Source organism: Nocardioides nanhaiensis, from assembly GCF_039542785.1.
Taxonomy (GTDB): Bacteria; Actinomycetota; Actinomycetes; order Propionibacteriales; family Nocardioidaceae; genus Nocardioides; species Nocardioides nanhaiensis.
In genome coordinates, this window is the sequence record NZ_BAABIM010000001.1 from 750222 (window position 1) to 775312 (window position 25091).

Annotated in this window: 17 protein-coding genes; 5 read left to right on the plus strand and 12 right to left on the minus strand. The window is 66.7% G+C overall.

Annotation, left to right across the window (positions count from 1 at the left end):
• Positions 1-175: 175 nt before the first annotated feature.
• From ABD948_RS03640 to cysD, 9 genes are all read right to left on the minus strand, one after another.
• Positions 176-1120 (minus strand): glycosyltransferase, encoded by a 945-nt coding sequence (locus ABD948_RS03640; protein ID WP_345262747.1) that lies wholly within the window; start codon positions 1118-1120, stop codon positions 176-178.
• Positions 1042-2250 carry a hypothetical protein gene (locus tag ABD948_RS03645; RefSeq protein WP_345264491.1) on the minus strand — a complete coding sequence of 403 codons (1209 nt, stop codon included), beginning with the start codon at positions 2248-2250 and terminating at the stop codon, positions 1042-1044. Before ABD948_RS03645 ends, ABD948_RS03640 begins: the two co-directional genes overlap by 79 nt.
• A complete protein-coding gene (locus tag ABD948_RS22105; RefSeq protein ID WP_425576519.1) occupies positions 2247-2843 on the minus strand; it encodes a CatB-related O-acetyltransferase in 597 nt (198 codons plus the stop codon). Before ABD948_RS22105 ends, ABD948_RS03645 begins: the two co-directional genes overlap by 4 nt.
• Positions 2824-3966: a hypothetical protein gene (locus tag ABD948_RS03650; protein WP_345262749.1), complete on the minus strand. Its 1143-nt coding sequence runs from the start codon at positions 3964-3966 to the stop codon at positions 2824-2826. Before ABD948_RS03650 ends, ABD948_RS22105 begins: the two co-directional genes overlap by 20 nt.
• A gap of 89 nt (positions 3967-4055) precedes the next feature.
• Positions 4056-5150, minus strand: coding sequence for a polysaccharide pyruvyl transferase family protein (locus ABD948_RS22110; RefSeq protein WP_425576520.1), 1095 nt, complete (start codon positions 5148-5150; stop codon positions 4056-4058).
• Complete coding sequence (locus ABD948_RS03655) at positions 5131-6201, minus strand: glycosyltransferase family 4 protein (RefSeq protein ID WP_345262751.1); 1071 nt, start codon at positions 6199-6201, stop codon at positions 5131-5133. The genes ABD948_RS22110 and ABD948_RS03655 overlap by 20 nt, the downstream gene beginning before the upstream one ends.
• Positions 6198-7250: a glycosyltransferase gene (locus tag ABD948_RS03660; RefSeq protein ID WP_345262753.1), complete on the minus strand. Its 1053-nt coding sequence runs from the start codon at positions 7248-7250 to the stop codon at positions 6198-6200. Before ABD948_RS03660 ends, ABD948_RS03655 begins: the two co-directional genes overlap by 4 nt.
• A 122-nt stretch (positions 7251-7372) precedes the next feature.
• A complete protein-coding gene (cysN, locus tag ABD948_RS03665; RefSeq protein ID WP_345262755.1) occupies positions 7373-8650 on the minus strand; it encodes a sulfate adenylyltransferase subunit CysN in 1278 nt (425 codons plus the stop codon).
• Positions 8651-8813: 163 nt separating this feature from the next.
• Positions 8814-9728: a sulfate adenylyltransferase subunit CysD gene (cysD, locus tag ABD948_RS03670; protein WP_345262757.1), complete on the minus strand. Its 915-nt coding sequence runs from the start codon at positions 9726-9728 to the stop codon at positions 8814-8816.
• Positions 9729-10038: 310 nt separating this feature from the next.
• On the opposite strand from cysD, the gene ABD948_RS03675 reads away from it, so the two are divergent.
• The 3 genes from ABD948_RS03675 (at position 10039) to ABD948_RS03685 (ending at position 13842) form a co-directional block, all read left to right on the plus strand.
• Positions 10039-10437: a hypothetical protein gene (locus ABD948_RS03675; RefSeq protein ID WP_345262759.1), complete on the plus strand. Its 399-nt coding sequence runs from the start codon at positions 10039-10041 to the stop codon at positions 10435-10437.
• A 338-nt stretch (positions 10438-10775) separates the two neighbouring features.
• Positions 10776-12278, plus strand: a complete 1503-nt coding sequence (locus ABD948_RS03680) for a DUF4012 domain-containing protein (protein ID WP_345262761.1) — start codon at positions 10776-10778, stop codon at positions 12276-12278.
• A gap of 55 nt (positions 12279-12333) precedes the next feature.
• Positions 12334-13842: a tyrosine-protein kinase domain-containing protein gene (locus ABD948_RS03685; RefSeq protein ID WP_345262763.1), complete on the plus strand. Its 1509-nt coding sequence runs from the start codon at positions 12334-12336 to the stop codon at positions 13840-13842.
• A 77-nt stretch (positions 13843-13919) separates the two neighbouring features.
• Here the strand turns inward: ABD948_RS03685 and ABD948_RS03690 are convergent, their stop codons facing one another.
• On the minus strand, positions 13920-14600 hold the full coding sequence (locus tag ABD948_RS03690; protein WP_345262765.1) for a class I SAM-dependent methyltransferase: 681 nt from the start codon (positions 14598-14600) through the stop codon (positions 13920-13922).
• Between the two features lie 458 nt (positions 14601-15058).
• On the opposite strand from ABD948_RS03690, the gene ABD948_RS03695 reads away from it, so the two are divergent.
• On the plus strand, positions 15059-20239 hold the full coding sequence (locus ABD948_RS03695) for a carboxypeptidase regulatory-like domain-containing protein (protein WP_345262767.1): 5181 nt from the start codon (positions 15059-15061) through the stop codon (positions 20237-20239).
• 207 nt (positions 20240-20446) lie between these two features.
• On the opposite strand, the gene ABD948_RS03700 is transcribed toward ABD948_RS03695, so the two are convergent.
• Both ABD948_RS03700 and cysC read right to left on the minus strand, forming a co-directional pair.
• Positions 20447-21514, minus strand: coding sequence for a sulfite exporter TauE/SafE family protein (locus ABD948_RS03700; protein WP_345262768.1), 1068 nt, complete (start codon positions 21512-21514; stop codon positions 20447-20449).
• The gene (gene cysC, locus ABD948_RS03705) at positions 21511-23457 is read right to left on the minus strand and encodes an adenylyl-sulfate kinase (RefSeq protein ID WP_345262770.1); all 1947 of its coding nucleotides are present in this window, start codon (positions 23455-23457) and stop codon (positions 21511-21513) included. Before cysC ends, ABD948_RS03700 begins: the two co-directional genes overlap by 4 nt.
• Before the next feature lie 106 nt (positions 23458-23563).
• On the opposite strand from cysC, the gene ABD948_RS03710 reads away from it, so the two are divergent.
• The gene (locus ABD948_RS03710; protein ID WP_345262772.1) at positions 23564-25087 is read left to right on the plus strand and encodes a carboxylesterase/lipase family protein; all 1524 of its coding nucleotides are present in this window, start codon (positions 23564-23566) and stop codon (positions 25085-25087) included.
• Positions 25088-25091 lie beyond the last annotated feature (4 nt).

Consider the following 25091-nt stretch of genomic DNA (forward strand, 5'->3'; position numbering starts at 1 on the left):
GCTGTGCCGCATCGGTCAGGCGTTCGAGCTACACCTGGTTCGATCTGGGCCGACGAGCTCCTCGGAGGGGCCACCAAGATTGCGCAGCTTGAGGTTGCCTCGGCAGGACGGCTGACGTGAATCGCGACGACCAAGTGGATCCCGGCAGCACGACCGAACCACGCTACTGAACGGCTCATAAATGTCGCGGATCGAAAGCGGGACAATCTCGCGCGAGGCCCCATCTGCGAAGTTCCTTCAGGCGGCAGAGGCGAATACTTCGTTTGGAGGCCCTTCCCCCAACCAATACCCCAAAAATTGTCACAATGAAAAGTTCTACCCGCTGCGCGAGTGAAAGGATCCTCGGCAAATGGTAAGAACCCAGCCGCACGGCGGCATCAGCTCTTGCGCGCTCCACCAACTCGCCGTGGCTTTTGGCACTGTATGCAGCCGTGTGATGGACAATAGATCCTCTTTGTAGGAAAATTCGTTTCCCGGAACCACGAAATCTTAGCGAAAAATCAAAGTCTTCGCCATATAGGAAGTATCGCTCGTCGAATGGGCCGAATTGCTGAAGTAGCCCGACTGATGCCAACAGTGCGCCGCCGCAGGCCTTTCGAACCTCTACTGGCTCAGTGTTAGGCTTCGACAACTTCCCTGCTAAAGTCCTGCGTCGAACCTGACGCTCCAGCGAGAAAAACCAAGGCGTGTACGCGTCCAATTGGACCTCATCACCCTTCATCAACATCAGCACCGAGATTGTTGTGTCGTCGTGCGCGCTAAGTGCACGCGCCAGAGCGCCCTGAGCTAGCGTCGCGTCGGGATTGAGCATCAGAACGTAATCCTTCGTCGACGTTCTCACAGCTTGATTGACTGCACGACCGAACCCTAGGTTTTGTTCGTTCCGCATTATGCGTCCGTTCCCATCACAATGACGAACGGGAGCAGAACTGGCATTGTCAACGATGCACACCGACACGGACACAGAGTCTGTCTGCTCGGCCAACGCACTGCTCACGCACGCATCAAGCATTTCGGTAGGGCAATTGAAGGCGACAACCACTACTTCGACTGAGACCATTGTTGTTTCTTCCTTTCCGGTAACGCCAGGTCGCGATGTTGGCGACGACTCTCCCAGCATGCTCCGATGAGGAATGCGAACAGTAACAGGCCGGATCTGAAGTACAGACCATCAAAGAAAAACAACCCGACTAAGAGGCCGAGGAGCGACACATTCTCTACCGCGGCCAGACTGGACTTTCTGAAGCAACGAAGGAGCGTCCAGAATAGCGTCAGAAAAAGAGCGCCTACTCCCACGAGTCCGAAGTCCCACAACACTGACACATACTGGTTGTCAACCGTCGAGAATCGATCCGTCAGTCCCGACACCTGCAGTTCTGCGAGCAAAGACCGATAACCGAATCCGGTGACCGAGCAAACGGGATCAGAGCAACGTTCGAACCACAATCTGACAACATCTGGGGCAAGAGATCGGATCTGAAAACTATCGGTTGCCTGCACGTTGTTGACGGAGAACAATCGAGTGGATGTCAGGCCGGACCATACTGCCACGCCAGCTACTAGAAGCCCGATCCCCAGAAAGGGAGTAAGCGGCGAGAGGCGGGTGGTCGGCCGCAGCCTGAAAACAGCGATTGTCAAGCACACTAGGGCGACCAGCAAACCGGTCCTTGTGCCAGTCGCAGCGAGGCTGCCGCCGGCGAAGACGACCACGCAACTTTTCAGCGATCGGGATGGACGTGCGTCACCTTTTTGGCTCAGAAGCAGAACTGCTAATACGGTTGTGAATACGCCGGCCGGCACCGCAGCGCCGAACAGGCCACGAGCCCGGAACTCGGTCGGTGTGGCATCCTGGAAGGGAACTCCGAAAGCTCCAATGAAGATATGAGTGCCGCTAGCCCACTCGACCACGTTGGATATCGCTGAGGCGAAAAAGACAACCACCCAGAATCGCACGCTCAATCTCTTGGGGAGTTGGGAGAGGGCAAGCCCAGCTGCCAGGACGGGAACTACCGTCACTACAGTGCCTATCCGGAAGGACGAGAGCAAATTCAACGCAAGAAGACTGGACACGGCAAGAAGCACCGATCTCTGGCCGGAAGGACGAGCAACCAAGTTCGGCAAGAGAGCAAGCGCAACGACGAGAGCAACGTTAGAGATCGCGGATGGAACGGAAGACAATTCAACGAAATCAATAGGGATCGAGACGAAGATCAGAGCAAGGATAAGTGTCAGGACCGAGGCGGGTCTCACAGTCGGGAAGCCTTCAATTCAGTTACTGAGCATCTTCCGTTGATGAGGTGAGCTCGGGCCAGAATGTCGGCATCTGGCCAGTCCCACCATCGTAGATCCAGCAATTCATCACGATCCTCGACCGAAAACCTGAACTTCACATGTTGCATCGGTGATCCTGCGACTAGTTCGAACGGGGCAACGTCCCGGTGCACGACGGTCCTTGCCGCGACGACGGCACCGTGACCAATAGAAACACCGCTCAATATGAGTGCTCCGTGCCCAATCCAAACGTCATTCCCTATGGTGACGTTTCCTTTAGACGAGGGAAATCCCATGTCATCAGACACCGATCCCTTGAGTCGTCGATTTATCGGAAAAGTAGACAAGCGATCGAGTGGGTGATTCCCGCCAAGAAGAATCTCAGTCTCTGCGCCAATCGAACAAAAATTGCCGACATCGAGGCGTGTTGTGGTGTCGCCGTCGTAAGTTCGTATCCTCGGGTATGAGTACGAGTGCCTTCCCCATGACATGCGACCACTCTCGATGAGCCGACGTGCTACAAAGGCTTTCGCGCGCCGTTCACTGAGTCTTTCAAGAAGGGACAGCCTCATGAGCGTTCCGTTTCAGTAGGGACGGGGTTACGAAGACGAAAATGGTAGAACTGAGAACCAGGGCCGCGGACCAACCTGAAACAGCAAATCTCCAGTCATCAAGCAGCAACGCAGCCCAGTAACATAGAAACACAGTCACTGCCAGCGGCGCCACATACCAGAGCTCGACCGATGGCCTGCCGGCACCAGTCAGGACGAGACTGGCTGGCAAGGTCACTAGGTTGACGCAGTGTCCGGCGCTTGCCAATAGCACGACCCATCCTGCTAAGCCGAATGAATCGGTCGCCGACAAAACAAAGAATGCCGACACTGCTGAAGCTGAAAACAGAAGCGCAGAAAGCGTAGATACGATTTTCAGAGATGTCGAGAATACGCGCTGAGGCGATGAAGCAGCAGACTCGGCCACTAGACCCTGAGTGCCAACGATGATTGCCTGCTTACCGAGAATAACAACGCGAAGTGCGCTGTCATAGATGCGGAAGATGTCGACAGGCATCAATACAGCTAGAACCCACCGGTCCATCTGGGTAACGCTGAGACCCAAGGCCGTCACGAGCCCCTTACTCATGGCGAATGACCGCCGCTCTCGAAGGTATGCGTCCGAGTGCCTTTTGTCGCCACGCGGCAGGTCACGAACGGTGATAACCATGAGCCATTGGACGAAACTTCCGAAAAGAACACCAATGGGAAGCGAGAACAGTCCGGCGCCAGCCGTGAGGGCGACTCCAGTCGCCCCCAACTGAAGAAAAGCGGACGTTGTCACGATTGCGGCGCGCTGTTTGAATCTCCCGAGACCCAAAAAGAGGGCCAAGGTCACGTTGCTCGCGCTTCGCCACCCGCAACCGATGCCTGTAATTGCAATAGCAATCAGGATATGATGCTGCGGAAAGCCCGTCTCTCCGAAGGTAGTCGATGCAACTGCCCAGATGGCGAGGAATGCAAAGGTGGCGCCGATCGGACCCATGACGGCGAGCGGGATGAGTCCAGCTACGCCAGCTTTGTCTGCTGGCCCTGTGCTCGGTAGGCGCATCGCCATTGACTGCGTTCCAAGATCGAGCGACATGGCCACAGTCGAAACCGTTGCGACCAGAGCCCAGGTTCGATATTCGGTCGCATCGAACACGAATAAGCCAAGTAGGGGGGTTCCGGCGATCGCTCCACTTGCAAGCAGCGAAGGTACGCCGGACGCCATGAGCCTTCGCAGAAGCGTCATTAGTCCGTCAGAAAAGCGGCAAGGTCGAGAAGTAACTGCTGACGCGCATTCTCAATCTTGGCCTGCGCGATCACAATTGAGTTCCAGTAACCGCTACTATCCTCTCTGAGGCTATGCGCCTGTTCGGCGACCAATTCTGGATCGAATGAGTATGCATTATGTACCCAGTTCGAGAGGCCCAGGTCATCGTAAGCACTGAATCCCTTTCGCTCGTAAGAGAGGTGGATGGAAGGAACGCCCGCGAGTAAAGATTGCAATGACCCATGAAGCCGGACTGAGACAGTCACCGAGGGGCGTTCCGAGTGCACAGTTAGACGGTTTAGTAGCCGGTCCGCAGGCTGTACGCCTACGGACCGCATGAACGCGTCATCCTGGTTTCCAGAACCTGCGGAACTTTGCAGCAGACCAATTGCGCCAGATTGTGTCAGTCTCTCAGAGAGGCGGCGGACGGAGTCTGGGTAAGCCGTCCGCCCGCGCAACGGGCGGAAGATCAAACCTATAGTCCCGCCTGACGGCGATCGCTCCAGAAGATTCAGATCCTTGGCGAGCTCCATTACCGCGAGATCCGGAGCTCGACGAACAGTGCTAATGTCGCGCAGATCCTCGAACGAACGCTCGTCTCTCACGTAGACTCGCTCCGCTGAGGCCAATATTTCGCGAACCGCATTTCTTGAACGCCCTAGTGGCCCAATGCTCTGTGGCAGCAAGAACAGTGGACGCCCTAGGCGGGTTGCGCTTTCCCACTGTGGTAGATGCACGTTACTGGTCTTGAAACTTTCAGTAGCGTGTCCGAAGCGCATGTAGCCACCACCGACTGCTACGACACGATCACTTGCTTGGATGGCCTGGAAGACGCGGGTGGGGGTTCGCCCCACAAAGCGAGTTGCCACATCTCGGAGGCGACCGAACGTGTTGAGGTCGCCAGCCGGCGCAGTCACCGTTTCAAATGCTGGAAAGGTCTGGGGAGCTGAAGCGATGAGCCCAAAGCTGCTATTCGGTGGAGCAGTGCTTCTAAGGGCCTCATGCGCCAAGTGAACAAGAAGTCCGTCTCCAGCATTTTGCGCGTTGTAGGCATTAGCGATGAGTATGCGCACCGTTCACGACTTCCTTGAAGAGTTGTGCGTGATGACGAGCCGACGTCTGCCAGTCGAAGCGGTTCGCATTCTGGATGCCCTTCGCAATGAGATCGTATTTCAGTTCACTGGAACTCAGGACGGCAGCTACGCCATCGGCTATCGAGTCGGGATCGTCTGGGTCAACGATCATTGCCGCATCCGCAGCTACGTCTTTTAGAGAGCCACGATGGGTTGTGATTACTGGTGCTGCACATGCCATCGCCTCAAGTACCGGGAAGCCAAAGCCTTCGTACAAGGATGGGAATACGAAGCACTGCGCCGCGCGCAAAAGAGGCGAGAGGAGTTCCTCAGGGACTGGGCCTAAGTAAGTCACATTCGGCGAGTCGTGGATCTTGTCGAGAATTGGCTGAGCGTCCCAGGCTGGCCGCCCTGCGATTACGAGTCGGCTTTCCTGCAGGGATGGACGCGAGAAAGCATCGCAAAGACGGACCAAATTCTTGCGCGGATCCAAGTTTCCGACATAAAGCGCAAATTCTGCCGGGAGTTGCAGTTCAAGGGTGACGTCGGGGTCGCCTTCGGAAATGGGATGGAAGCGTCCATGGTCGATCCCATGGGGAATCGTGGTAATGTTTTCGCTTGGAACCTCAAAGACTTCCGAAAGGTCGCGAGCGGACGACTCAGAAACAGTAATAATCTTGTTGGACACCATCATTGCTCGGCGAACGCGCGCTCGCCACAACTTTTCAGAGGCGGGCGAACGCACGTTGGCGACGTGCCGCGATGCAATTCCATGCACGGTGGTCACGATCGGAAGTTTGCTAGCTCGGAGAGGTCCCGTATCTGCAGGATAATGCAGAACGTCAACATTGGATCGCCCTCTGAAAGCCCCGACTCCCTCCGCGATGGCATACGAGGGTCCTGGGCGAGCAATGGGTAAACGGAGCTTTGGTTCCAAAGGTCCGTAATGGCAGTCATAGTCGGAAAGATTCGCCTGTAATTCACGAGCGTAACGAGAATTGCCTCCAACGTTGTGAGTGAAGACTCTGTCGCTCGCCCCTACGCGGATCACTTGTGACTGCTCCGTACTTGGTCATATAGGTCTGTCAGCCGAGCCGGATGCTGCCGTACATGTCTTTCAAAGACTGCTTGACTGGTGAGCGCGGCTAGTTTCAGGTCACCCTCAGCGAGGCGTTCGACGGCAGTCGCCATTTCGGAAGGAGACTCAACCAGCCCAACGAGGTTCATTTGGCGCAGAACCGGGAGCGAGCGAGCGATGACGGGGAGGCCGCAACGCAGCGCTTCTTCTGTGGTGACAGGCGAGCCTTCCCATGCCGCGGAGTGCAAGAAGGCATCTGCCGCGTCCATTTGACGAATCACCTCGTCCTCGCTTTGCCAGCCCGCAACGCGAGATCCACTGGATTCCAAGGCCGCGCGCATATCGACGTCGCCATCTCCAACCCAAGTGTGTTCAAAAGGTACCCCTCTGTGTCGCAACTCTTGAAGTGCAGCAGCCACGAAATATGGATCCTTCTGTGCGCACAAGCGTCCAACGCTGAGAAGTCGAATTCGATTGGGTCTCGACGATTGTGCGGGTCTGCGTCGAACTTCCGTTTCTGAGGTGACTCTCAGAACTTCGGCACAGCGAGCGCCTGGCAGTCGAAGTGCGAGTTGTGCCTCGTGCTCACTGACCGTGATGAAGATACTCGTCCTGCGCGCTAAAGCCGCCTCGGCCATCCAGAACGATCGGCGTTTCGTCGAGCCTATGTCTGTACGCTCGAACGCGAAACAATGGGGGGAGTAGGCGATTGGGATGTCCGGCGTTCTAGCCAACCGCGAATAGATCCCCGCGAGGGAGGAGTGAGCGTGAATGATATCGGCTTTAACGCGCGCTGCTTCCGTTTCAACGCTGAGCACGCGCTGGCGGTGTTTCGGAGGCATGTCTATAAAGCCGACGCCTCGTCCCCGACCTGCTTTCGCGAAAAGGTGGTTGGCGCGGTCGGCTTTGAGGACTACATGTCGGTATTCTGGAGATGCATCTGCCCAGTTTTCGATGGCGGCCTTTACGCCACCTCCGTACGCCTCAACGACGTGGAGTGCCACAGGGGCGCGCTGCGTCATGTGCCCATCCTTGTGGAAGCTCGACCGAGCTGCGTTATTTCGAGTATCTCCATCGCGAGGACTTGGTCACAAGCAACGCTGTATCTGGCCCAGCGGCGAGCGCAACTGCTGAAAGCTGGGCACTAAGCACCGCTGTTGATCATGCCGGCGCCGACCGTTACGCCGGTCGCCTCATCGATGAGAATGAACGAGCCAGTCGTGCGATTCCGGTTGTACGGGTCGCACAGCAGCGGCACGGTGGTGCGCAGCTGCACGCGGCCGATCTCGTTGACGCCCAGCTGCTTGGTCTCCTGGTCGCGGTGCAGCGTGTTGACGTCCAAGCGGTACTGGATGTCCTTCACCAGGGCACGCGCGGTGCGGGTGGTGTGCTTGATGGCCAGCTTCTGGCGCGGCTGCAGCGGGGTGGTGGTCATCCAGCACACCATCGCGTCGATGTCCTGGCTCGGCGTCGGGGCGTTGTTGATGCGGGCGATCATGTCGCCGCGCGACACGTCGACGTCGTCCTCGAGGCTCACCGTCACCGACATGGGCGGGAATGCCTCGGTGACCTCCTGGTCGAAGAGGTCGATCTTCGAGATCTTCGACGTCATGCCCGAGGGGAGGACGACGACCTCGTCGCCGGGCTTGAGGATGCCGCCGGCCACCTGGCCGGCGTAGCCGCGGTAGTCGTGCCACTCGTCGCTCTTGGGGCGTACCACGTACTGCACCGGGAAGCGGACGTCGACGAGGTCGCGGTCGGAGGCCACGTGCACGTGCTCGAGGTGGTGCATGAGGGTGGGGCCGGAGTACCAGCTCATGTTCTCCGAGCGGTTGACCACGTTGTCGCCCTGCAGCGCCGAGATCGGGATGACCTCGAGGTCGGGAATGTTCAGCTTGGTGGCGAACTGGGTGAACTCGGCGTGGATCTTGGAGTAGACCTCCTCGGAGAAGTCCACGAGGTCCATCTTGTTGACTGCGAGCACCAGGTGGGGGACCCGGAGCAGGCTGAGGATCACCGCGTGGCGGCGGGACTGCTCGGTGAGTCCTTGGCGGGCGTCGACGAGCACCAGGCCGAGGTCGGCGGTGGAGGCGCCGGTGACCATGTTGCGCGTGTACTGCACGTGGCCCGGGGTGTCCGCGATGATGAACTTGCGGTTGGGCGTCGCGAAGTAGCGGTAGGCCACGTCGATGGTGATGCCCTGCTCGCGCTCCGAGCGCAGCCCGTCGGTGAGGAGGGCGAGGTCGGTGTAGTCGTAGCCCTTGGACTGGCTGGTGGCCTCGACCGCCTCGAGCTGGTCGGCGAAGATCGACTTGGAGTCGAGCAGGAGGCGCCCGATGAGGGTGCTCTTGCCGTCGTCGACGGAGCCGGCCGTCGCGAAGCGGAGCAGGTCCATGTTGGTGGGCTGCACGGTGTCGGTCATGCGGAGGCTCCTGTGGTTGCCGGGGTGGTCACGGCGAGTGCGTGGGTGGCGGGGGTCTCGGTACGCGCTGCGCCTCGCAAGCTCGGCGCTGCGCTACTCGACCAGCGGGGGGTGGCGGGAGTCTCGGTACTCGACCACCGGAAGGTCGCGGTGGGGGACTGCATCAGAAGTAGCCCTCCTTCTTGCGGTCCTCCATGGCGGCTTCGCTGAAGCGGTCGTCGCCGCGGGTGGCGCCACGCTCGGTGAGGGTGGCGACGGCGATCTCCTCGATGATCTCGGGAATCGTGCTGGCCGTGGACTCCACGCAGCCGGTGAGCGAGATGTCGCCGCAGGTGCGGAAGCGGACGGTGCGCTCCTCGACGGTCTCGCCCTCGCGCAGCGGGTTGAGGGGGGTCTCGCTCATCAGCATGCCGTCGCGCACGAAGGTGCGGCGCTGGTGGGAGAAGTAGATGGAGGGGATCTCGATGCCTTCGCGGCCGATGTAGTCCCAGACGTCGAGCTCGGTCCAGTTGCTGATCGGGAAGATCCGCATGTGCTCGCCCTCGTGCAGCCGCCCGTTGTAGAGGCTCCACAGCTCGGGGCGCTGGTTCTTGGGGTCCCACTGGCCGAACTCGTCGCGGTGGGAGTAGACGCGCTCCTTGGCGCGAGCCTTCTCCTCGTCGCGACGGCCGCCACCGAAGGCAGCGGTGAAGCCGTTCTCCTCGATGGCGTTGAGCAGGGTGCCGATCTGCATGCGGTTGCGGCTGGTCTTGCCGTCGTCGATCACCACGCCGTTGGCGATGGCGTCGTCGATGCTGGCCACCACCAGGCGCACGCCCAGTCGGTTGACCCAGTTGTCGCGGGTCTCGAGCACCTCGGGAAAGTCCAGCCCGGTGTCGACCTGCAGCACCGGGAAGGGGATCTTGGCGGGGTAGAAGGCCTTCTCGGCCAGGCGCAGCATCACGATGCTGTCCTTGCCGCCCGAGAACATGAGGACGGGCTTCTCGAACTCGGCGGCGACCTCACGGAAGATGTGGATCGACTCCGCCTCCAGCTGGTCGAGCTGGCTGAGCCGGTAGTCGGCGTGCGTCTGTGTCATGGGTGAACAAGCAACCTCTCGGGTGGACAGCAGCCGTCATGCTAGCGGTGGGTTGGGGCGTTGCCCGATTCCGTCGCAGGCCCGGACGGCGTGACCTCGCTGACCCCGTCGGTCTACGCGCTCATGTGTCATGCACGTGAACGGCGTGGGTCGCCGATGTGCTCGGAGCGGTCCGTTTTGGATCGATCGAGGAAATACTGGTCCGATCCACCTATCGAAGAGGTCTGAACCAGTCTTCTGTGGTTGACTCGCGCCAGACCTCGGGGGACACCGTCCGTCGCCTGACCATCACGAGCCTGTGGAGCAAGACATGAAGAAGCTTTTTGTTGGGCTGCTTGCAGCCTTCATGATGGTGGCCGGCCTGGTCGCAGTGAGCGGTACCACCGCCTCGGCTGCTCCCCGCTGCGGTTACCAGGGGTGCATCCCCACCGAGAGCGCGCCGAACCCGAAGCCGAAGCCGGGCAAGAATAAGGCGCGCATCAATGTGACTGTCGGGACGCAGGGCAACGCGGTTCCCCGCGGCCAGGTCAAGATCGTGCTGACCAGCCCCAACGGCACCAAGCGCACCGTCATCGTCGACTACCCGGCCAAGAAGTTCACCATCTTCAACAACCTGCGCAAGGGTCGCTACACGGTGACGATGACCTACCTCCCCGGCAAGAACACCCGGTTCGCCCGGTCGTCGGAGACCGCCAACTTCCGCATCTGATCGTGCACTGAGCGAAGGGCCCCGGCCGCTTGGGCTGGGGCCCTTTGCCATGCGCACACGGTCCTACATTCGCAATTCGACGTGGAGGTCGGGAACCTGTGCTGACGCGAGGTCGAGTCATCGGGGGAGTCGCGTTGGTGGTCGTGCTAGGCCTCGCTTGGGTTGCCTGGAGCGGGTATCAGGTGCAGCGCGACCTCCGGGACGCGGAGGCGGCTGCGCAAGAGCTGCGGAGCGCGCTCGAGGCTGACGACACTGCGGCCCGTGACGACGCCGTAGATGCTCTTGCTGAGCACGCGGGCTCAGCTCGAGCCCGCACCGACGGCCCGGTGTGGAGTGCCTTGACGCTGCTTCCGGTCATCGGTGACGACGCCGACGCCGTCCGGGTGATCAGCGAGAGCCTCGACAGGGTGACCCGCGGAGGCGTCGAGCCGCTGACCGGCGCGATCGATGACGTCCAGGGCCTGCTGGGCGACGGGCGCATCGACCTGCAGCGGGTGGCTGCTCTGCAGCAGCCGATGGCCAGCGCCGAGGAGGCCTTCACCGCCGCCGAGCAGTCGCTGAACGTGATCGACACCGACGGCCTCGTCGGTGCGCTCCAGGGGCCGTTCGAGTCGCTGGACAGCCAGGTGAGCGAAGCCGCGGGCGCTCTGCGTGGAGCGGCGAAGGCCACCCAGGTGCTGCCCACCATGCTGGGCCAGGACGGTGCCCGAGACTACCTGCTGATCTTCCAGAACAACGCCGAGGTGCGGGCGACCGGCGGCCTGCCCGGTTCGTGGGCGCGCCTGCACGTGGAGGACGGTGCGCTTGAGCTGCGCGAGCAGGGTTCGTGGCCCGACTTCCCCGTGCGCGACACGTCGCCGCTGCCCCTCACACCCGGCGAGATCGCCACCTACAGCGAGGCGATCGGCCAGTTCTTCGCCAACCCCGGATTCACGCCCGACTTCCCCCGCGCCGCCGAGCTGTGGCAGGCGCACTGGGACCTGAAGTACCCCGACATCGAGCTGAGCGGGGTGCTGGCGATCGACCCGGTGGCGCTGGGCTACCTGCTCGAGGCCACGGGCCCGGTGCAGGTGGGCGACCGCGCCATCACCGCCGAGAACGCGGTGGAGGAGCTGCTGAGCCGCCCCTACCTCGAGATCGCCGACCCCGCCCAGCAGGACGTGTTCTTCGAGCAGGCAGCCGCCACGGTGTTCCGCGCCGTGGTGAGTGACGCCGCTGAGCCCGTGCCGCTGGTCGAAGGTCTCGCTCGCGCCACTGACGAGCGTCGTCTGCTGTTCGCCCCGTTCGACCCCGCCGTGGCCGAGCAGCTGGCCGGCACGCTGGTGCTGGGTGAGCAGCCCGGCGACGACGGCGCGATCCCGCACGTGGACGTCGGCCTCTCCGACCTGACCGCCTCGAAGATGAGCTACTACCTGCGCTACCGGCTCGACGTCCAAGCAGCCGAGTGTCTGCCTGACGACCGTCAGCGGCTGCGTGCCACCCTTACGATGCGTCAGTCCATCGACCCGGCGTCGGCCGCGGAACTGCCGCCGTACGTCACGGGTGGGGGTGGCGCCGGGGGTGAGCCGGGAGCCCAGCTGGTCGCCGTCCGGCTGTACGCGCCCTTCGGGGGCAGCATCGATGCAGCGATGATCGACGGCGAGAAGCTCGAGCTGACCGAGGTCTCCGAGATCGATGGCCGCCAGGTCGCCACCATCGTCATCGAGCTCACCAGCCGTGACGACCTCGTCTTGAGCGCCGACCTCTCGACCGGCGCGGGACAGGATGCGGCGGGTCAGAGCCTGGTGACGCCGTCCGTCGTGCCCGGCAGCGGCGACCGCACCTTCGCGAGCGCCTGCTGAGGATGATCTACCGTGACAACAGCGACGAGCCTCGGGCGGGATTGGACGTGACCACGTGGAGCTGAGGGACTACTGGCTGACCATCCGCAAGCGGTGGGTGTGGGTGCTCACTGCCGTGGTGGTGTGCGTGGGTGCCGCCATCGGGCTGACTGCGACCGCGACGCCGATGTACTCCTCGGACGCGCAGCTGTTCGTCTCCACGCGGTCCTCTGACACCAACGAGGCAGCGCAGGGAGGCATCTTCGCCACGCAGCGGGTCTCCTCGTACGCAGATCTGGTGACCACTCGGCAGCTCGCAGAGACGGTCAGCGACAACCTCGGCGGTGAGGTCGACCCCGACGAGCTGCTGCAGAACGTCACCGCCGAGGTGGTCCCCGAGACCGTCAACCTCACCATCACCGCCACCGACCCCGACGAGTTCGTGGCGCGCGACGTGGCGCAGGCCTACGCCGAGGCGCTCTCCGACCTGGTGGTCAACCTCGAGACACCGGCAGGTGAGTCCACGCCCCTGATCACCGCCTCCATCGTCGACAACGCCGAGGTGAACGACTCTCCCGTCAGCCCCCAGCCGGTGCGCAACCTCGGGCTCGGCCTGGTGCTCGGGCTGCTGCTCGGCGTCGGCATCGCCGTGCTGCGCGAGGTGCTGGACACCTCGGTGAGCTCGGCCGACGACGTCGCCGCCATCACCGACGTGCCGATCCTGGGCCACATCGGAGCCGACCCCACGGCGGTGCGCAAGACACCGGCCGAGGAGCTTCGGCAGACCACCCCCTGGGCGGAGTCCTTCCGGGTGCTGCGCACCAACCTGCAGTACGTGGAGGTCGACCACGACCGACGCTGCTTCGTGGTCTCCAGCGCGCTGCCGGGCGAGGGCAAGAGCACCACCGTCAGCAATCTCGCGATCACCCTCGCCATGGCCGGCCAGAAGGTGGTGCTGGTGGAGTGCGACCTGCGCCGGCCCAAGGTGGGGGAGCGGCTCGAGCTCGACGGCAGCGTCGGCACCACCACCGTGCTGATCGGCAAGGTCTCCTGGCGCGACGCGCTGCAGGACTACGCCGACACCGGCCTCAAGGTGCTCTCCAGCGGCCCCATCCCACCCAACCCCTCCGAGCTGCTGCAGAGCCACGCCATGGAGAAGCTGCTCGACGAGCTGCGCCACGAGTTCGACGTGGTGCTCATCGACGCCCCGCCGCTGCTGCCTGTCACCGACGCGGCCCTGCTCGCCGCCCAGGCCGACGGGCTGTTCGTCGTCGTCAAGCACGGCAAGACCAGCCGTGACCAGCTGGCCTCCTCGATGGAGCGCCTCGAGGCCGTGGACGCCAAGTGCGTGGGCGTGGTGATCAACCAGGCGCCCGTGAAGAAGGGCGGCTCGGGCTACGGGTACGGCTATGGCTACGGGTACGGCTACGGGCCCGAGGCGGTGACCAGCGGCAAGGGGTCGGCGAAGAGCACGGCTTCGCGTGCCGACCGGCGGGCCGACAAGAAGGCTGCCAAGGAGTCGGCGGCGTCGCCGGAGACCGGGAAGCCTGCCGGCGAGTCGGCCTTCACGCGCTCCGGGGAGTAGCCCGCGCGGTGGGTGGGCGTCGGATGACGCCCAGGTAGCGCTCGCGCTCCCACTCGTGCGCGGTGAGCCAGGTGCCCTCAGCCAGCGCGCCCGACTCGCGGAACGCACGGCTGCGGTTGGCGCCGTCGGAGAGCAGTACCCCGCCCGGCTCCACGTGCGGCCACGCGGTCGCCATCTCCCAGTGCATGAGGCGCTGGGTGTGGCTCGAGTCCTGGATGAAGACGCCGATGGGCCCCTGCCAGCAGGTAGGGCAGCTCGCGGCGGCTCGAGCCGCGCACGAACTGCCAGCGGTGGTGCAACCGCTGCGGCACCGCGGAGGCGGTGTGCTGGTGCCAGTGGCGGGTCAGCGGCGGCAGGTCGATGCTGGTGAGCTGGCCATGGCCGTTCTCGGCCATCGCCTCCAGCACGAAGCGCGTCGTGACGCCGCGCGCCACCCCCGTCTCGACCACGCGGGCCGGCTTGAGGTGCCGCACCGTGACGTAGGCGGCCTGCGCCAGACCGACGCCGGCGTCGAAGCCCTCGCCGAGGGCGGGGGAGTCGGGCGGGAGGTCGGCCTCGATGTCGGCCCAGATCTCGGAGAAGCGGTCGCAGTTGCGGCACTGCTCCGGCTCGCCGAGCAGGCGGTGCAGCGCGTCGCCCCAGCCCTGCGGGTCGGAGAACAGCGGCGGTGCGGTCTCGGACCGGTGGCGGCGCCGCTCGATGCGGCCCTGGACGCGGTCGGCGAACTCCTGCGGGTTGCTGACTGCCAACCCGGCCACCCGTCGCGCGTACGCGAACGGAAGGGACGGACCACGCATGCTCCACCCCCATGGCCTCGCGTGTCTGGACCACTGAGTGTGCCACGGGGTGGTGGGCAGCGGGAATTGTTGCCGATGGGGGTGTGGGTGGAACGGCTGGTCGTGGGCCAGCGGCGCTCGTAGCGGTGTCGTCGTCGCGCTTCCCGGACCCCCGACCCATGTGCCTGGCACGAGATCTTCCGGAGATCGTGAAAGTAGGGAGAATCCTCGAGGGGTGGGTCAGCAAGGGGCTCATCCCGCTCCGTTATGCCGCTGACCTGCGCTGATGCGGTGAGACCTGGGGCCGGATAGTCCGTCCGGGCCATGGGGTGGCGCGCGACGGGCCATGCTCGGCGTCCTGGTCTAGCCATGGATCGCGCGCCATGGATTCTTTACCTTCCGCGAGGGCGTTCGCCGCCCGACCGATGCTGGTTGAAGACATGGGGTCTCACGTGAAGTTCTCGCGCCGTCCGCGCTCGCTGCGTCGATCCCTGGCTGTGGTGGTCGCCCTGACCGCCACCGCCGGGGTCACCGCGGCACTCCTGCCGGTGACACCGGCCCACGCCGCCGATGGCGTCGCTGTCTCCGGGGTCGTCACCGACTCCGACGGCGGGGCGTTGAGCGATCTCCTTGTCATCGCCTACCGCCAGGCGGGGGATGCCTGGGAGTTCGCCGACCAGACCGTCAGCACCGGCGGGGCGTATCGCTTCGAGGGCGTGACCCCTGGCACCTACCGGTACCAGTTCGGCGACGAAGGCGCCACCGACGTCGTGCCCGAGTTCTACGACGACGCCTCCACGCTGGAGGCCGCCACCGACGTCCCGGTGGACGACACCGACGTCAGCGGCATCGACGCCTCCCTGCAGCGAGCCGGATCGATCAGCGGCACCGTGCTCGACGACGCGAATGGACGCCCGCTAGCCCGCCAGTTCGTCACCGTGCTGAGCCGTGCTTCGGGCAGCTGGAAAAGCGTCGCCGTGGCGCTCAGCCAAGCCGACGGCGGCTACGAGGCGGGTGGGCTGGCACCCGGCACGTACCGGTTGCGCTTCGAGCGCGGCGCACAGCTGGAGGAGCACTGGGAGGATGCCGACTCCGTGAAGTCCGCGGCCGACGTGACCGTCCAGGCCGGCGAGAACACCGAGCTCGCGGCAGCGCGGCTGACCCGCGCCGCCAGCATCACGGGTCTGCTGACCGGACCCGAGGGCGAGCCGCTCGACGACGTCGTGGTGATCGCCCACCGCATGGACGTCGCGGGAGACTGGCAGGCCGTCGCCGATGTCTACGTTGGCGCGGAGGGCCGCTACCTGTTCGAGGGGCTGCGCCCCGGCACCTACGCCCTCGAGTTCCGCCCGGGGGATTCCTCGCCCTACGTCGGCGAGTTCTGGGACGACACCTTCGACCTGTCGATCGCCACGACGATCGAGGTGGGCGAGGGCGCCAGCGTCAGCGGGATCGACGCCCAGCTGGCGCGGCTCTCCACGATCAGCGGCGCCGTGACCTCCGCGCAGGGGACCCCGGTGCCCGACGTCGAGATCTCGCTCTGGGGTCGCGACGGCTTCAGCTGGCGCGAGATCACCAGCGGCTGGAACACCGACAGCGAGGGGCGCTACCGCATCACCAAGCTCAAGCCCGGGACCTACCGGGTGGGCTTCCGGCCCTCGCGCTGCAGTGCCTGCTCCCCCGAGGGACGTCTCTACGCCCCCGAGTTCTGGGATGCGGCGCTCGACGTCGACTCGGCCACCGACGTCGTCGTCGGCGCGCAGCAGGACGTGACCGGCATCGACGCGACGCTGGAGCCCGCGGCGACCCTGACGGGCAGGATCCTGGACCAGGACGGCGCCGGCGTGTCCCAGGTCGGGGTGCAGCTGTACCAGTGGGTGAACTGGCGGTGGCGCCCCTTGTGGCAGTACAGCGTCACGTCCGACTGGAGGGGCGAGTACTCGGTCGTCGGTCTCCCGCGGGGCACCTACACCCTCGGCTTCTTCCCGGAGGGGATGGCGCCGCAGTACTTCGACAACCACACCGAGCTGGAGAACGCCGACCCGATCGTCGTCGACACCGGCGCGCAGATGCAGGTGGGTAACGCCGTCCTGCGCACGGACTTCGCCAGCATCTCCGGCACGGTCAGTGACCGCGCCGGCAACCCCCTCCCGGACGTGGAGGTCGACCCCGGTCGCGGCCTGCCCACCACGTACACCGACGAGGACGGGCGCTACCGACTGAGGGGTCTCGAGGCCGGCCAGTACCGCCTCGCCTTCCGTGACACAGCCGGGAACTTCGCCTGGCAGTACCTCGGCGACGTCGCGACCGCCGAGGAGGCGACCCCCACCCGGGTGGAGCTGGGCCAGGACCGCACCGGCGTCGACACGGTGCTAGCCCCCGGCGCGCGGCTCAGCGGCGCGCTCACCGAGGTGGGAGGCGCCCCGCTGAGCACCGGCGTCGACGTCCAGGCCTACCTCCAGGTCGGGGAGCAGTGGATCCGCGCCGGCGACGCGTACAGAGACAGCTCCTTCGACCTCGGCGGGCTGCGCGCGGGCACCTACCGGCTGTGCTTCCTGGCGGGCAACGACCCCTGGCGCACCTACCGCTCGGAGTGCTGGGACGACGTCGCCGAGCTCGACGACGCGACCCGGATCGAGGTGGGCGAGGGGCAGTCGTCCGCCGGGCACGACGCGGCGCTCGGCCGGTACCAGGCGATGATCAGCGGCCGTGTGGTCGACGAGGAGGGTGTGCCGCTGCCGTACCTCGACGTCGAGGCCGAGCTGCTGAGCAACGGGCAGTTCGTCGGCGAGGGCTACGCCCGCACCGACGGCGACGGCTTCTACGAGATGCCGCCGCTCCCCCCGGGCGTCTACCGCCTGGTCGTCCGTGACCACCTCGGCCTTCACGTCACCACCTACGGCGGCGACGTGACCGACGCGGCGTCCGCCGAGCGCCTGGTCATGAGAGCCGGCCAGGTGCGAGACGACGTCGACGTCACGGTGCGCGAGGCGGGCGTGGTGCGCGGTCGGGTCATCTCCCTCTCGCCGCTGGGTGGGCCCTACGACGTCACCGTCGAGGCCTGGCCGCTGGGTGCCGAGATGTCCGGAGAGCCCGCAGCGACCGCCTACCTCGACGACGACGACTGGTCGTTCCGGCTGGCAGGGCTGGCCCCCGGGGACTACGTGCTGCGTGCCAGCAGCGCCCAGGACGAGTTCCTCCCGACCTTCCACCCGGTCGTGACCTCGGCGAGCGAGGCGACGCCGGTCACCGTGACCGCAGGCCAGGTGACTCGCGGCGCCAACATCCTCGTCCGCCGGGGCGCGAGCATCCGAGGGGTGGTGACCGACGAGACCACGGTCGGGTTGGCCGGTGCGACCGTGTCGGTCTACCGGTCGCCGCGCAGCGACCATCCCGACCCGCTGCGCGTGGTCGACACGGACGCCGACGGCGCCTACCAGGTCACCGGACTCCGCGCGGGCAGCTACGAGGTCGGCTTCAGCGCACCCGGCCGGATGGCGGCGTCCTGGCCCACCGGCGCTGACTCGACCGGGGCAGAGAGCATCGTCCTGAGCGACGACGAGGCGTTCACCGCCGACGCCGTCCTCTCCTCCGGTGGCGCGATCCAGGGGGCTGTCAGCAGCGAGTCCGGACCCGTCGGTGGGCGCGTCGAGGTCTTCAGCAAGCGAGACGGCGGCTGGGTCCGGGCGGCCGAGGCCGTCATCAAGCAGAACGGGACCTACCTGGTGCAGGGCCTGCCGCCCGGCCAGTACGCCGTCAGGTTCGCCTCCGGTGGCCTGGATCCCGAGTTCTACGACGACGTGGACTTCGTGGACCAAGCAACTCCGATCACCGTGGAGGGCACCGAGGTGCGAGCCAGCATCGACGCCTACCTCAGTGCGCCCTCGGCCACCGTGACCGGCACCGTGTCCGCTGCCGACGGGAACCCGGTGGCTGGCACGGCGGTGTCGCTGCTCCGGTTCAAGCAGTGCGGGCCGGGCTGCTCGTCCTGGGTCACCGACCGCACGACCACGAGCGACGGCGAGGGCGGCTACTCGTTCACCGCGGTGGCCGCCGGCCACTATCGCGTCGGCTTCGGTGGGACGCCCCACGCCCCGGTCTTCTGGGGCGGCGCGTCGACCGTCGAGGACGCCGACGACCTGGTCGTCGCACGGGGGGAGAACCTCACGGGCATCGACGGACGTCTGACGACCGCGAGTGCCGGGCGGATCGCGGGCATGCTCACGAGCCGGTCGGGAGAACCTGTCGCGGACGGGCAGGTGACGGCCTACCGACGTGACGGCGACACGTGGACCGAGGCCGCGTCGGACAGCGTCGACGAGGGAGCGTTCGACGTCGCGGTCACGCCCGGCGAGTACCGGCTGGGCTTCAGCGCACCCGTGTACGCCTCGGAGTTCTACTCCGACGCCGCCTCCGTGGACGATGCCGTGACCATCTCGGTGGAGCCGGGTCAGACGGTGCCGGACCGGGATGCCGTGCTGGCGCCGGCCAGCTCGATCACGGGTCTCGTCGTCGACGAGTCCGGTGAGCCGCTGTCGGACGTGCGGGTGACGCCCTACCGCAGCCAGGGCGGCCGGTGGGTGCGCTGGCCGTCGGACACGACGGACAGCGAGGGCGGGGGCCTCGAGGGCAACTACCGCCTGGAGGTGCCGGCCGGCACCTACCGCCTCCACTTCGACACCAGCAGCTGCCAGGGCACGTGCCAGCTAAGCGAGTACTACGACGACGCGGACTCCCTCGCGGAGGCGACCGACGTCGTGGTGGGCGAGGCGCAGCGGGTGACCCGTCGCAACGCCACCCTGCAGCTCCCGGCCGTGGGTGCGGTCGATCCGGTCGATCCGGTCGATCCGGTCGATCCGGTGGACCCGGTGGACCCGGTGGACCCGGTGGACCCGGTCGATCCGGTCGATCCGGTGGACCCGGTGGACCCGGTGGACCCGGTGGACCCGGTGGACCCGGTCGATCCGGTGGACCCGGTGGACCCGGTCGATCCGGTGGACCCGGTGGACCCGGTGGACCCGGTGGACCCGGCCGTGGTGGCCGGCTCGGTGGTCATCTCCGGGACGCCTCGTGTGGGATCGGTGCTCACAGCCACGCCTCGGTCGTGGGCGCCGGACGGGATCTCCTACGCCTACGCCTGGTTCAGCAACGGTCGACCCGTGGCAGGAGCCGAGGAGGCTGTGCTGCGGCTCGAACCCCAGCACGTGCGCACACGCATCAGCGTGCGCGTGACGGGTTCCGCCCCCGACCACACCTCGGCCTCGGCCGTGGCCGACGTGGCGTCCCCGGTGCTGCCCGGCACCATCACCACCTCGCGGATGCCCGTAGTCGTCGGCAAGGCACGCGTGGGCCGCATCCTGGCCGTGAGGCTGGGTCGCTTCACGCCCGAGGACGTCAGGCTGACCATCCGCTGGTACGCCAACGGCACCAGGATCCGAGGGACCACGGGCAAGCTGCTCGTGCTGAAGAAGCGGCACGAAGGGATGAGGGTGCGGGCACGGGTGACCGCCACGCGACCCGGTTACGCGACCTGGACCGTCGACACCGCCAGCAAGCGGGTCCGCAAGATCGCGCGCGCACCACAGGCGGCGTCGGGCGTGTTGCGGCTTCCCAGCGCCTGACCCCTGTCCAGCGGGTCGCCTCCCGCGTCGCACGCAGCATGGGTGCCACGCGGGAGGTGGTGGCGGAGGGCGGTTGGCTTGCGCGGCCTCGGTACGCCCGACGTCTCGCGAGCTCGACGTCGGGCTACTCGACCAGTGGGTGGGGTGGTGGCGGGAGGGCGGTCGTCGTGCGGGGTTTCGACACGGGCTCGCTGGCGCTCGCCCGGCTCAACCAGCGTGTGAGTCGGGGTCCTTGTCGCTGGATGCGTCGCGGTTGCGGCGCTCCTGCTCCTGCAGCTGCGCGGTGTGGCGGCTGACGACGTACTCGTAGCGGTCGAGGTCGCGGACGGTGGGGGCGCCGAACATGGGCAGGCCCTGCTCCTTGCGGAGCACCCCCCAGATCAGCGGCACCAGCACCACCATGGCCACACCCACGAGGCCGATGAACAGCGGGTGGGTCTCGTCCTCGCCCAGCGGGCCCCAGCCGGACTTGTCGAGCAGCGCGACGCCGCTCATCGTCAGCACCACCACGATGCCGCGGCGGATGTAGGACTGCGGCACCTTCGGCGCGATCTTGCTGCCCAGCAGGGTGCCGGGCACCGAGCCCGCGATCAGCGGCAGCACGATGCCCCAGTCGAGGCCGTGGATGGCGATGTTGGCGACGGCGGCGGCCAGCACCAGCGGCACGGCCTGCACCAGGTCGGTGCCCACCAGCTTCACCGCCGAGAGCCCCGGGTAGAGCATCAGCAGCGCGATCATGATGACCGAGCCCGAGCCGACGCTGGTGATGCCCACCAGCAGGCCGCCCAGGGCGCCCACCAGCAGGGTCGGCACCGGGCGGATCCTCGGGTTGGGGTCGCCCGGGTCGCCGCCGCCGCGCACCCGGCGCAGGTTGATGTAGAGGCGCAGCGCGTAGGTGGAGGCCGCGAAGAGCAGCGCGAAGCCGATCGCCATCTTCAGCACGTTGTCGAGCTGCTCGGCGTCCTCGGTGAACGCCTGCACCAGGTACGGCCCGGCCAGGGCCGTGGGCACCGAGCCGATCACCAGCCACATCGCCAGCTTGAAGTTGGGGGAGCCCTCGCGGGCGTGCACCACCGCGCCGCCGGTCTTGTACACCGCGGCCGCCGTCAGGTCGGCGGTCACGATGGTGGCCGCGTTGCCCTGCCCGACGCCCAGGAAGATCAGCGCCGGCGTCATCAGCGCGCCACCGCCCATGCCGGTCAGGCCCACGACGATGCCCACCACGAAGCCCGCGACCAGGATCCCCGGCCACTCCGCACCAATCAACTCGATCACGGCGTGATCCTCTCAGCCCCGGCCAGAGCCGGCACGACGACGCGCAGCAGCTCCTCCACGCGCTCGGCCGTGCTTGCCGCGGCCTCAGGGCCACGGCGGTAGGGGTCGCCGATGTCGAGGCGCTCCGAGGCGCCGCCCCGGCGCAGGCCTGCTGCGGCCAACAGCTGGCGGCCGGTGAGGTCGGTGTGCAGCGAGCGCACCGACTCCGCGAACTGGCCCAGGGTGAAGACCTTGCGGAAGTCGCCCGGGTGGTCGTCGAGGATGAACTGGCGGTGCGTGGACTCCGCGGTCAGCACCAGGTCGGCGTCGGCGATGAGCTGGCTGGTGAGGCGTTGACTGCGGAACTCGTCGTGGGCGACGCCCCGGGAGGTCAGGGTGGTGGCCATGACGTCGTCCATCGCGTGCTCGCGGAAGCCGTGGGTGCCCGCGCTGGCGAAGCTGAGCCGGGTTGCTGCGCCGGTCTCCTCGGCGATCCTGCGGGCCAGGAGCTCCATGTACGGCGAGCGGCAGATGTTGGCGGTGCAGACGAAGAGGACCTTGAGGGGCTCGTCGGCTTCCGCGGTGTGGGTGGTCGCGGGAGGGCGGTCGTCTTGCGGGGTTTCGACACGGGCTCGCTGGCGCTCGCCCGGCTCAACCAGCGGTTGGTCGCGCTCGCCCGGCTCAACCAGCGGTTGGTCGCGCTCGGCTGGGTCGACCAGCGATTCGTCGTCCACCAGGGTGAGGTGGCCGGTCTGGGCGAGGGCGTCGACGACGTCGGCGAGGGCGTCCTCGATGGTGCGGCCGGTGGTGTCGACGACGACGTCGGCGTCGGCGGGCTGCTCGTAGGGCGAGGAGATGCCGGTGAACTCGGGGATCTTGCCCTCGCGGGCCAGCTTGTAGAGGCCCTTGCGGTCGCGGCGCTCGCACTCCTCCAGCGGGGTGGCCACGTGCACGAGGAAGAACGCGCCGCCGGCGTCGTCGACCATCTGGCGCACCTGCTGGCGGGTCGCGTCGAAGGGGGCGATGGGGCTGCAGACCGCGACGCCGCCGTGGCGGGCGATCTCGGCCGCCACCCAGCCGATGCGGCGGATGTTGGTCTCGCGGTCCTCCTTGCTGAAGGTGAGACCGGCGGAGAGGTTGCGGCGCACCACGTCGCCGTCGAGGCTCGTGAGCGTGCGCTCGCCCTGCTCGAGCACCTGGTCCATCAGCGCACGCGCCAGGGTGGACTTGCCGCTGCCGGAGAGGCCGGTGAAGAAGATGACCAGGCCCTGCTCGCCGGGGGCGGGGCGGTCGCGCTCCACCACCTCGCGCAGCTCCAGCGGCAGCTCGCCGCCCTCGGTCAGCGCGTGCACCGGGTCGTCGCCGGCGTAGGTGCGCACCACCTGCACGCCCAGGTCGTGGTCGGCCTGCGCGTCACCGTGGCTGGCCAGCGGCACCGCGACGACGACGGCGTCGAGCACCTCCGCGGCCAGCAGGGTGGCGCGCAGCAGCGCCACCGGGCTGATTGCGGGCGTGCCGTGACCGGTCAGCGCGAGCAGCAGCACCGGGCCCAGCTCGTGGACCGCGCGCAGCTGCTCGTCGGTCAGGGCGTCGGTGACCGGCACCACCGTGCGGCCGGCGTGCTGGGCGCGCACCTGCGCGGGGGAGAGGTGGTAGCGGCGGTAGGGGCCGTACTCGGGGGTGGCCAGCACCTGCACCGGCCAGCCCTCGCCGTCCTGCTTCTTCTTGGCGGGCACGGCCACGCGCGCCAGCGGCAGCCCCTCGGGGTCCACCAGCTCGACGGCGCCGGCCTCGCGGGCGGCGGCCAGCACCGGCTCTGGCAGCTCCAGCGTGACGGGGCTGCCGGGCTCGTTGAAGCCGGTGAGCGGCGCGAGGCCGCCGTGGCCGAGCAGCTCGAGGTCGTCGAGCTCGCGGGGCGAGGGGCAGTGCTGAGGAGCAGGCTGCGGCGCGGTGGGGGTTGACACGATCACTCATCCTGCCACCTGCGCACGCACTACCCTGGCCTGGCGCCTGCTCGCGGGCGCGCGTGCTCCCCCCTCTCCCTCCGCCTCCCTCCCGCCTTGGAGCGTCATGCCCCGTCGTCGCCGTTGGGCGCTGCTGCCCGCGGTGCTGGTGTGCGCGCTGCTCTCGGGCTGCTTCCTCGCTGACGACGGCGACCCGGTCTCGGTCGAGGTCGAGGGCGGCGAGCTGCAGGGCGTGGCCCGCGACGACGTCCGCGCCTACCGCGGCATCCCCTACGCGGCACCGCCGGTGGGTGACCTGCGCTGGCGCCCGCCCGAGCCTGCCGCCGGCTGGGAGGGCGAGCGCGACGCCGAGGAGTTCGGCGACTCCTGCCCCCAGCCGGGCGCCGAGGGTGGGTTGGCCGAGGGCACGAGCGAGGACTGCCTCTACCTCAACGTCTGGCGGCCCGACACCGAGGCCGACGACCTGCCGGTGATGGTCTGGCTGCACGGCGGCGGCCTCACGCTCGGCAACGGCGACCTGACCGACGAGATAGTGCGCGGCACGGTGGCCGACGGCGTCGTCCTGGTCTCGCTGAACTACCGGCTCGGTCGCCTGGGCTACCTCGCGCACCCTGCGCTGGCCGCCGAGCAGGAGGCCGACGGCGAGGAGCAGGTGGCCAACTTCGGGCTGCTCGACCAGGTAGCCGCTCTGGAGTGGGTGCAGGAGAACATCGGGGAGTTCGGCGGCGACCCCCACCAGGTGACCATCTTCGGCATCTCCGCCGGCGGAGCCTCGGTGAACTTCCTGATGAGCAGCCCGCGCACCGAGGGGCTCTTCGCCCGCGCCGTGACCGGCTCGGGGCTGGGCAACGAGGTGACGCCCACCTACGAGGCCGCCGCCGAGGAGGGTGCCGCGGTGATGGGGTCGTTGCCGGGTGGCGACACCGACGACGCCGCCGCGCTGCGCGAGCTCGACGTCGAGGAGGTGGCGCTGCTGCCCACCTACCAGCTGGCCAACCAGGCGCCGGTCCTCGACTCGGTGCTGCCCGCCTCGGTGAGCGACACCTTCGCCGCCGGCGACGAGGCGCCCGTGCCGTGGATCGTGGGCACCACCGACCGCGAGCTGCTCGACCCCAGCTTCACCTTCCTCGGCGTCGACCCCGTGGCGCTGCGGCAGACGTTCGTGGCCGGGCTCGAGGAGTCGGCACTCGCCGCCTACGGCAACGCGGGCACCTTCGACGCCCACTTCCTCAACGACCTCGTCTTCACCGAGCCCGCCGCGCGGCTGGCGCAGCAGCACGCCGAGCGGGCGCCCACCTGGCGCTACCGCTTCTCGATCACCTCCGAGGAGGGCCGCGCCGCCAACGACGGCGCGGTGCACGGCGCCGACTACCCCTACGTGTTCGGCGACACCGAGGGCGACCCGCAGACCCCCGGCTCCGGCGCGCTCGCCGAGCAGGTCAACGAGTGCTGGACGACGTTCGCCACCACCGCCACCCCCGACTGCGGGGTGGACTGGCCCCAGGCCGACGACGGCGCCCTGCTGGACTTCACGCTCGAGGGGCCGGTGGTCGAGGAGGTCGACCCCTGGGTCGCGCGGCTCGAGGTGGCGGCGCAGGCGCTGGTGCGGGCCGGCGTCGGAACCGAGTGAGAGC

Bases quoted from the DNA above. Each gene is read 5' to 3' on its own strand.
- ABD948_RS03640 (WP_345262747.1), bottom strand. From the start codon at position 1,120: ATGCTGGGAGAGTCGTCGCCAACATCGCGACCTGGCGTTACCGGAAAG.
- ABD948_RS22105 (WP_425576519.1), bottom strand. From the start codon at position 2,843: ATGAGGCTGTCCCTTCTTGAAAGACTCAGTGAACGGCGCGCGAAAGCC.
- ABD948_RS03660 (WP_345262753.1), bottom strand. From the start codon at position 7,250: ATGACGCAGCGCGCCCCTGTGGCACTCCACGTCGTTGAGGCGTACGGA.
- cysN (WP_345262755.1), bottom strand. From the start codon at position 8,650: ATGACCGACACCGTGCAGCCCACCAACATGGACCTGCTCCGCTTCGCG.
- cysD (WP_345262757.1), bottom strand. From the start codon at position 9,728: ATGACACAGACGCACGCCGACTACCGGCTCAGCCAGCTCGACCAGCTG.
- ABD948_RS03675 (WP_345262759.1), top strand. From the start codon at position 10,039: ATGAAGAAGCTTTTTGTTGGGCTGCTTGCAGCCTTCATGATGGTGGCC.
- ABD948_RS03695 (WP_345262767.1), top strand. From the start codon at position 15,059: ATGGGGTCTCACGTGAAGTTCTCGCGCCGTCCGCGCTCGCTGCGTCGA.
- ABD948_RS03710 (WP_345262772.1), top strand. From the start codon at position 23,564: ATGCCCCGTCGTCGCCGTTGGGCGCTGCTGCCCGCGGTGCTGGTGTGC.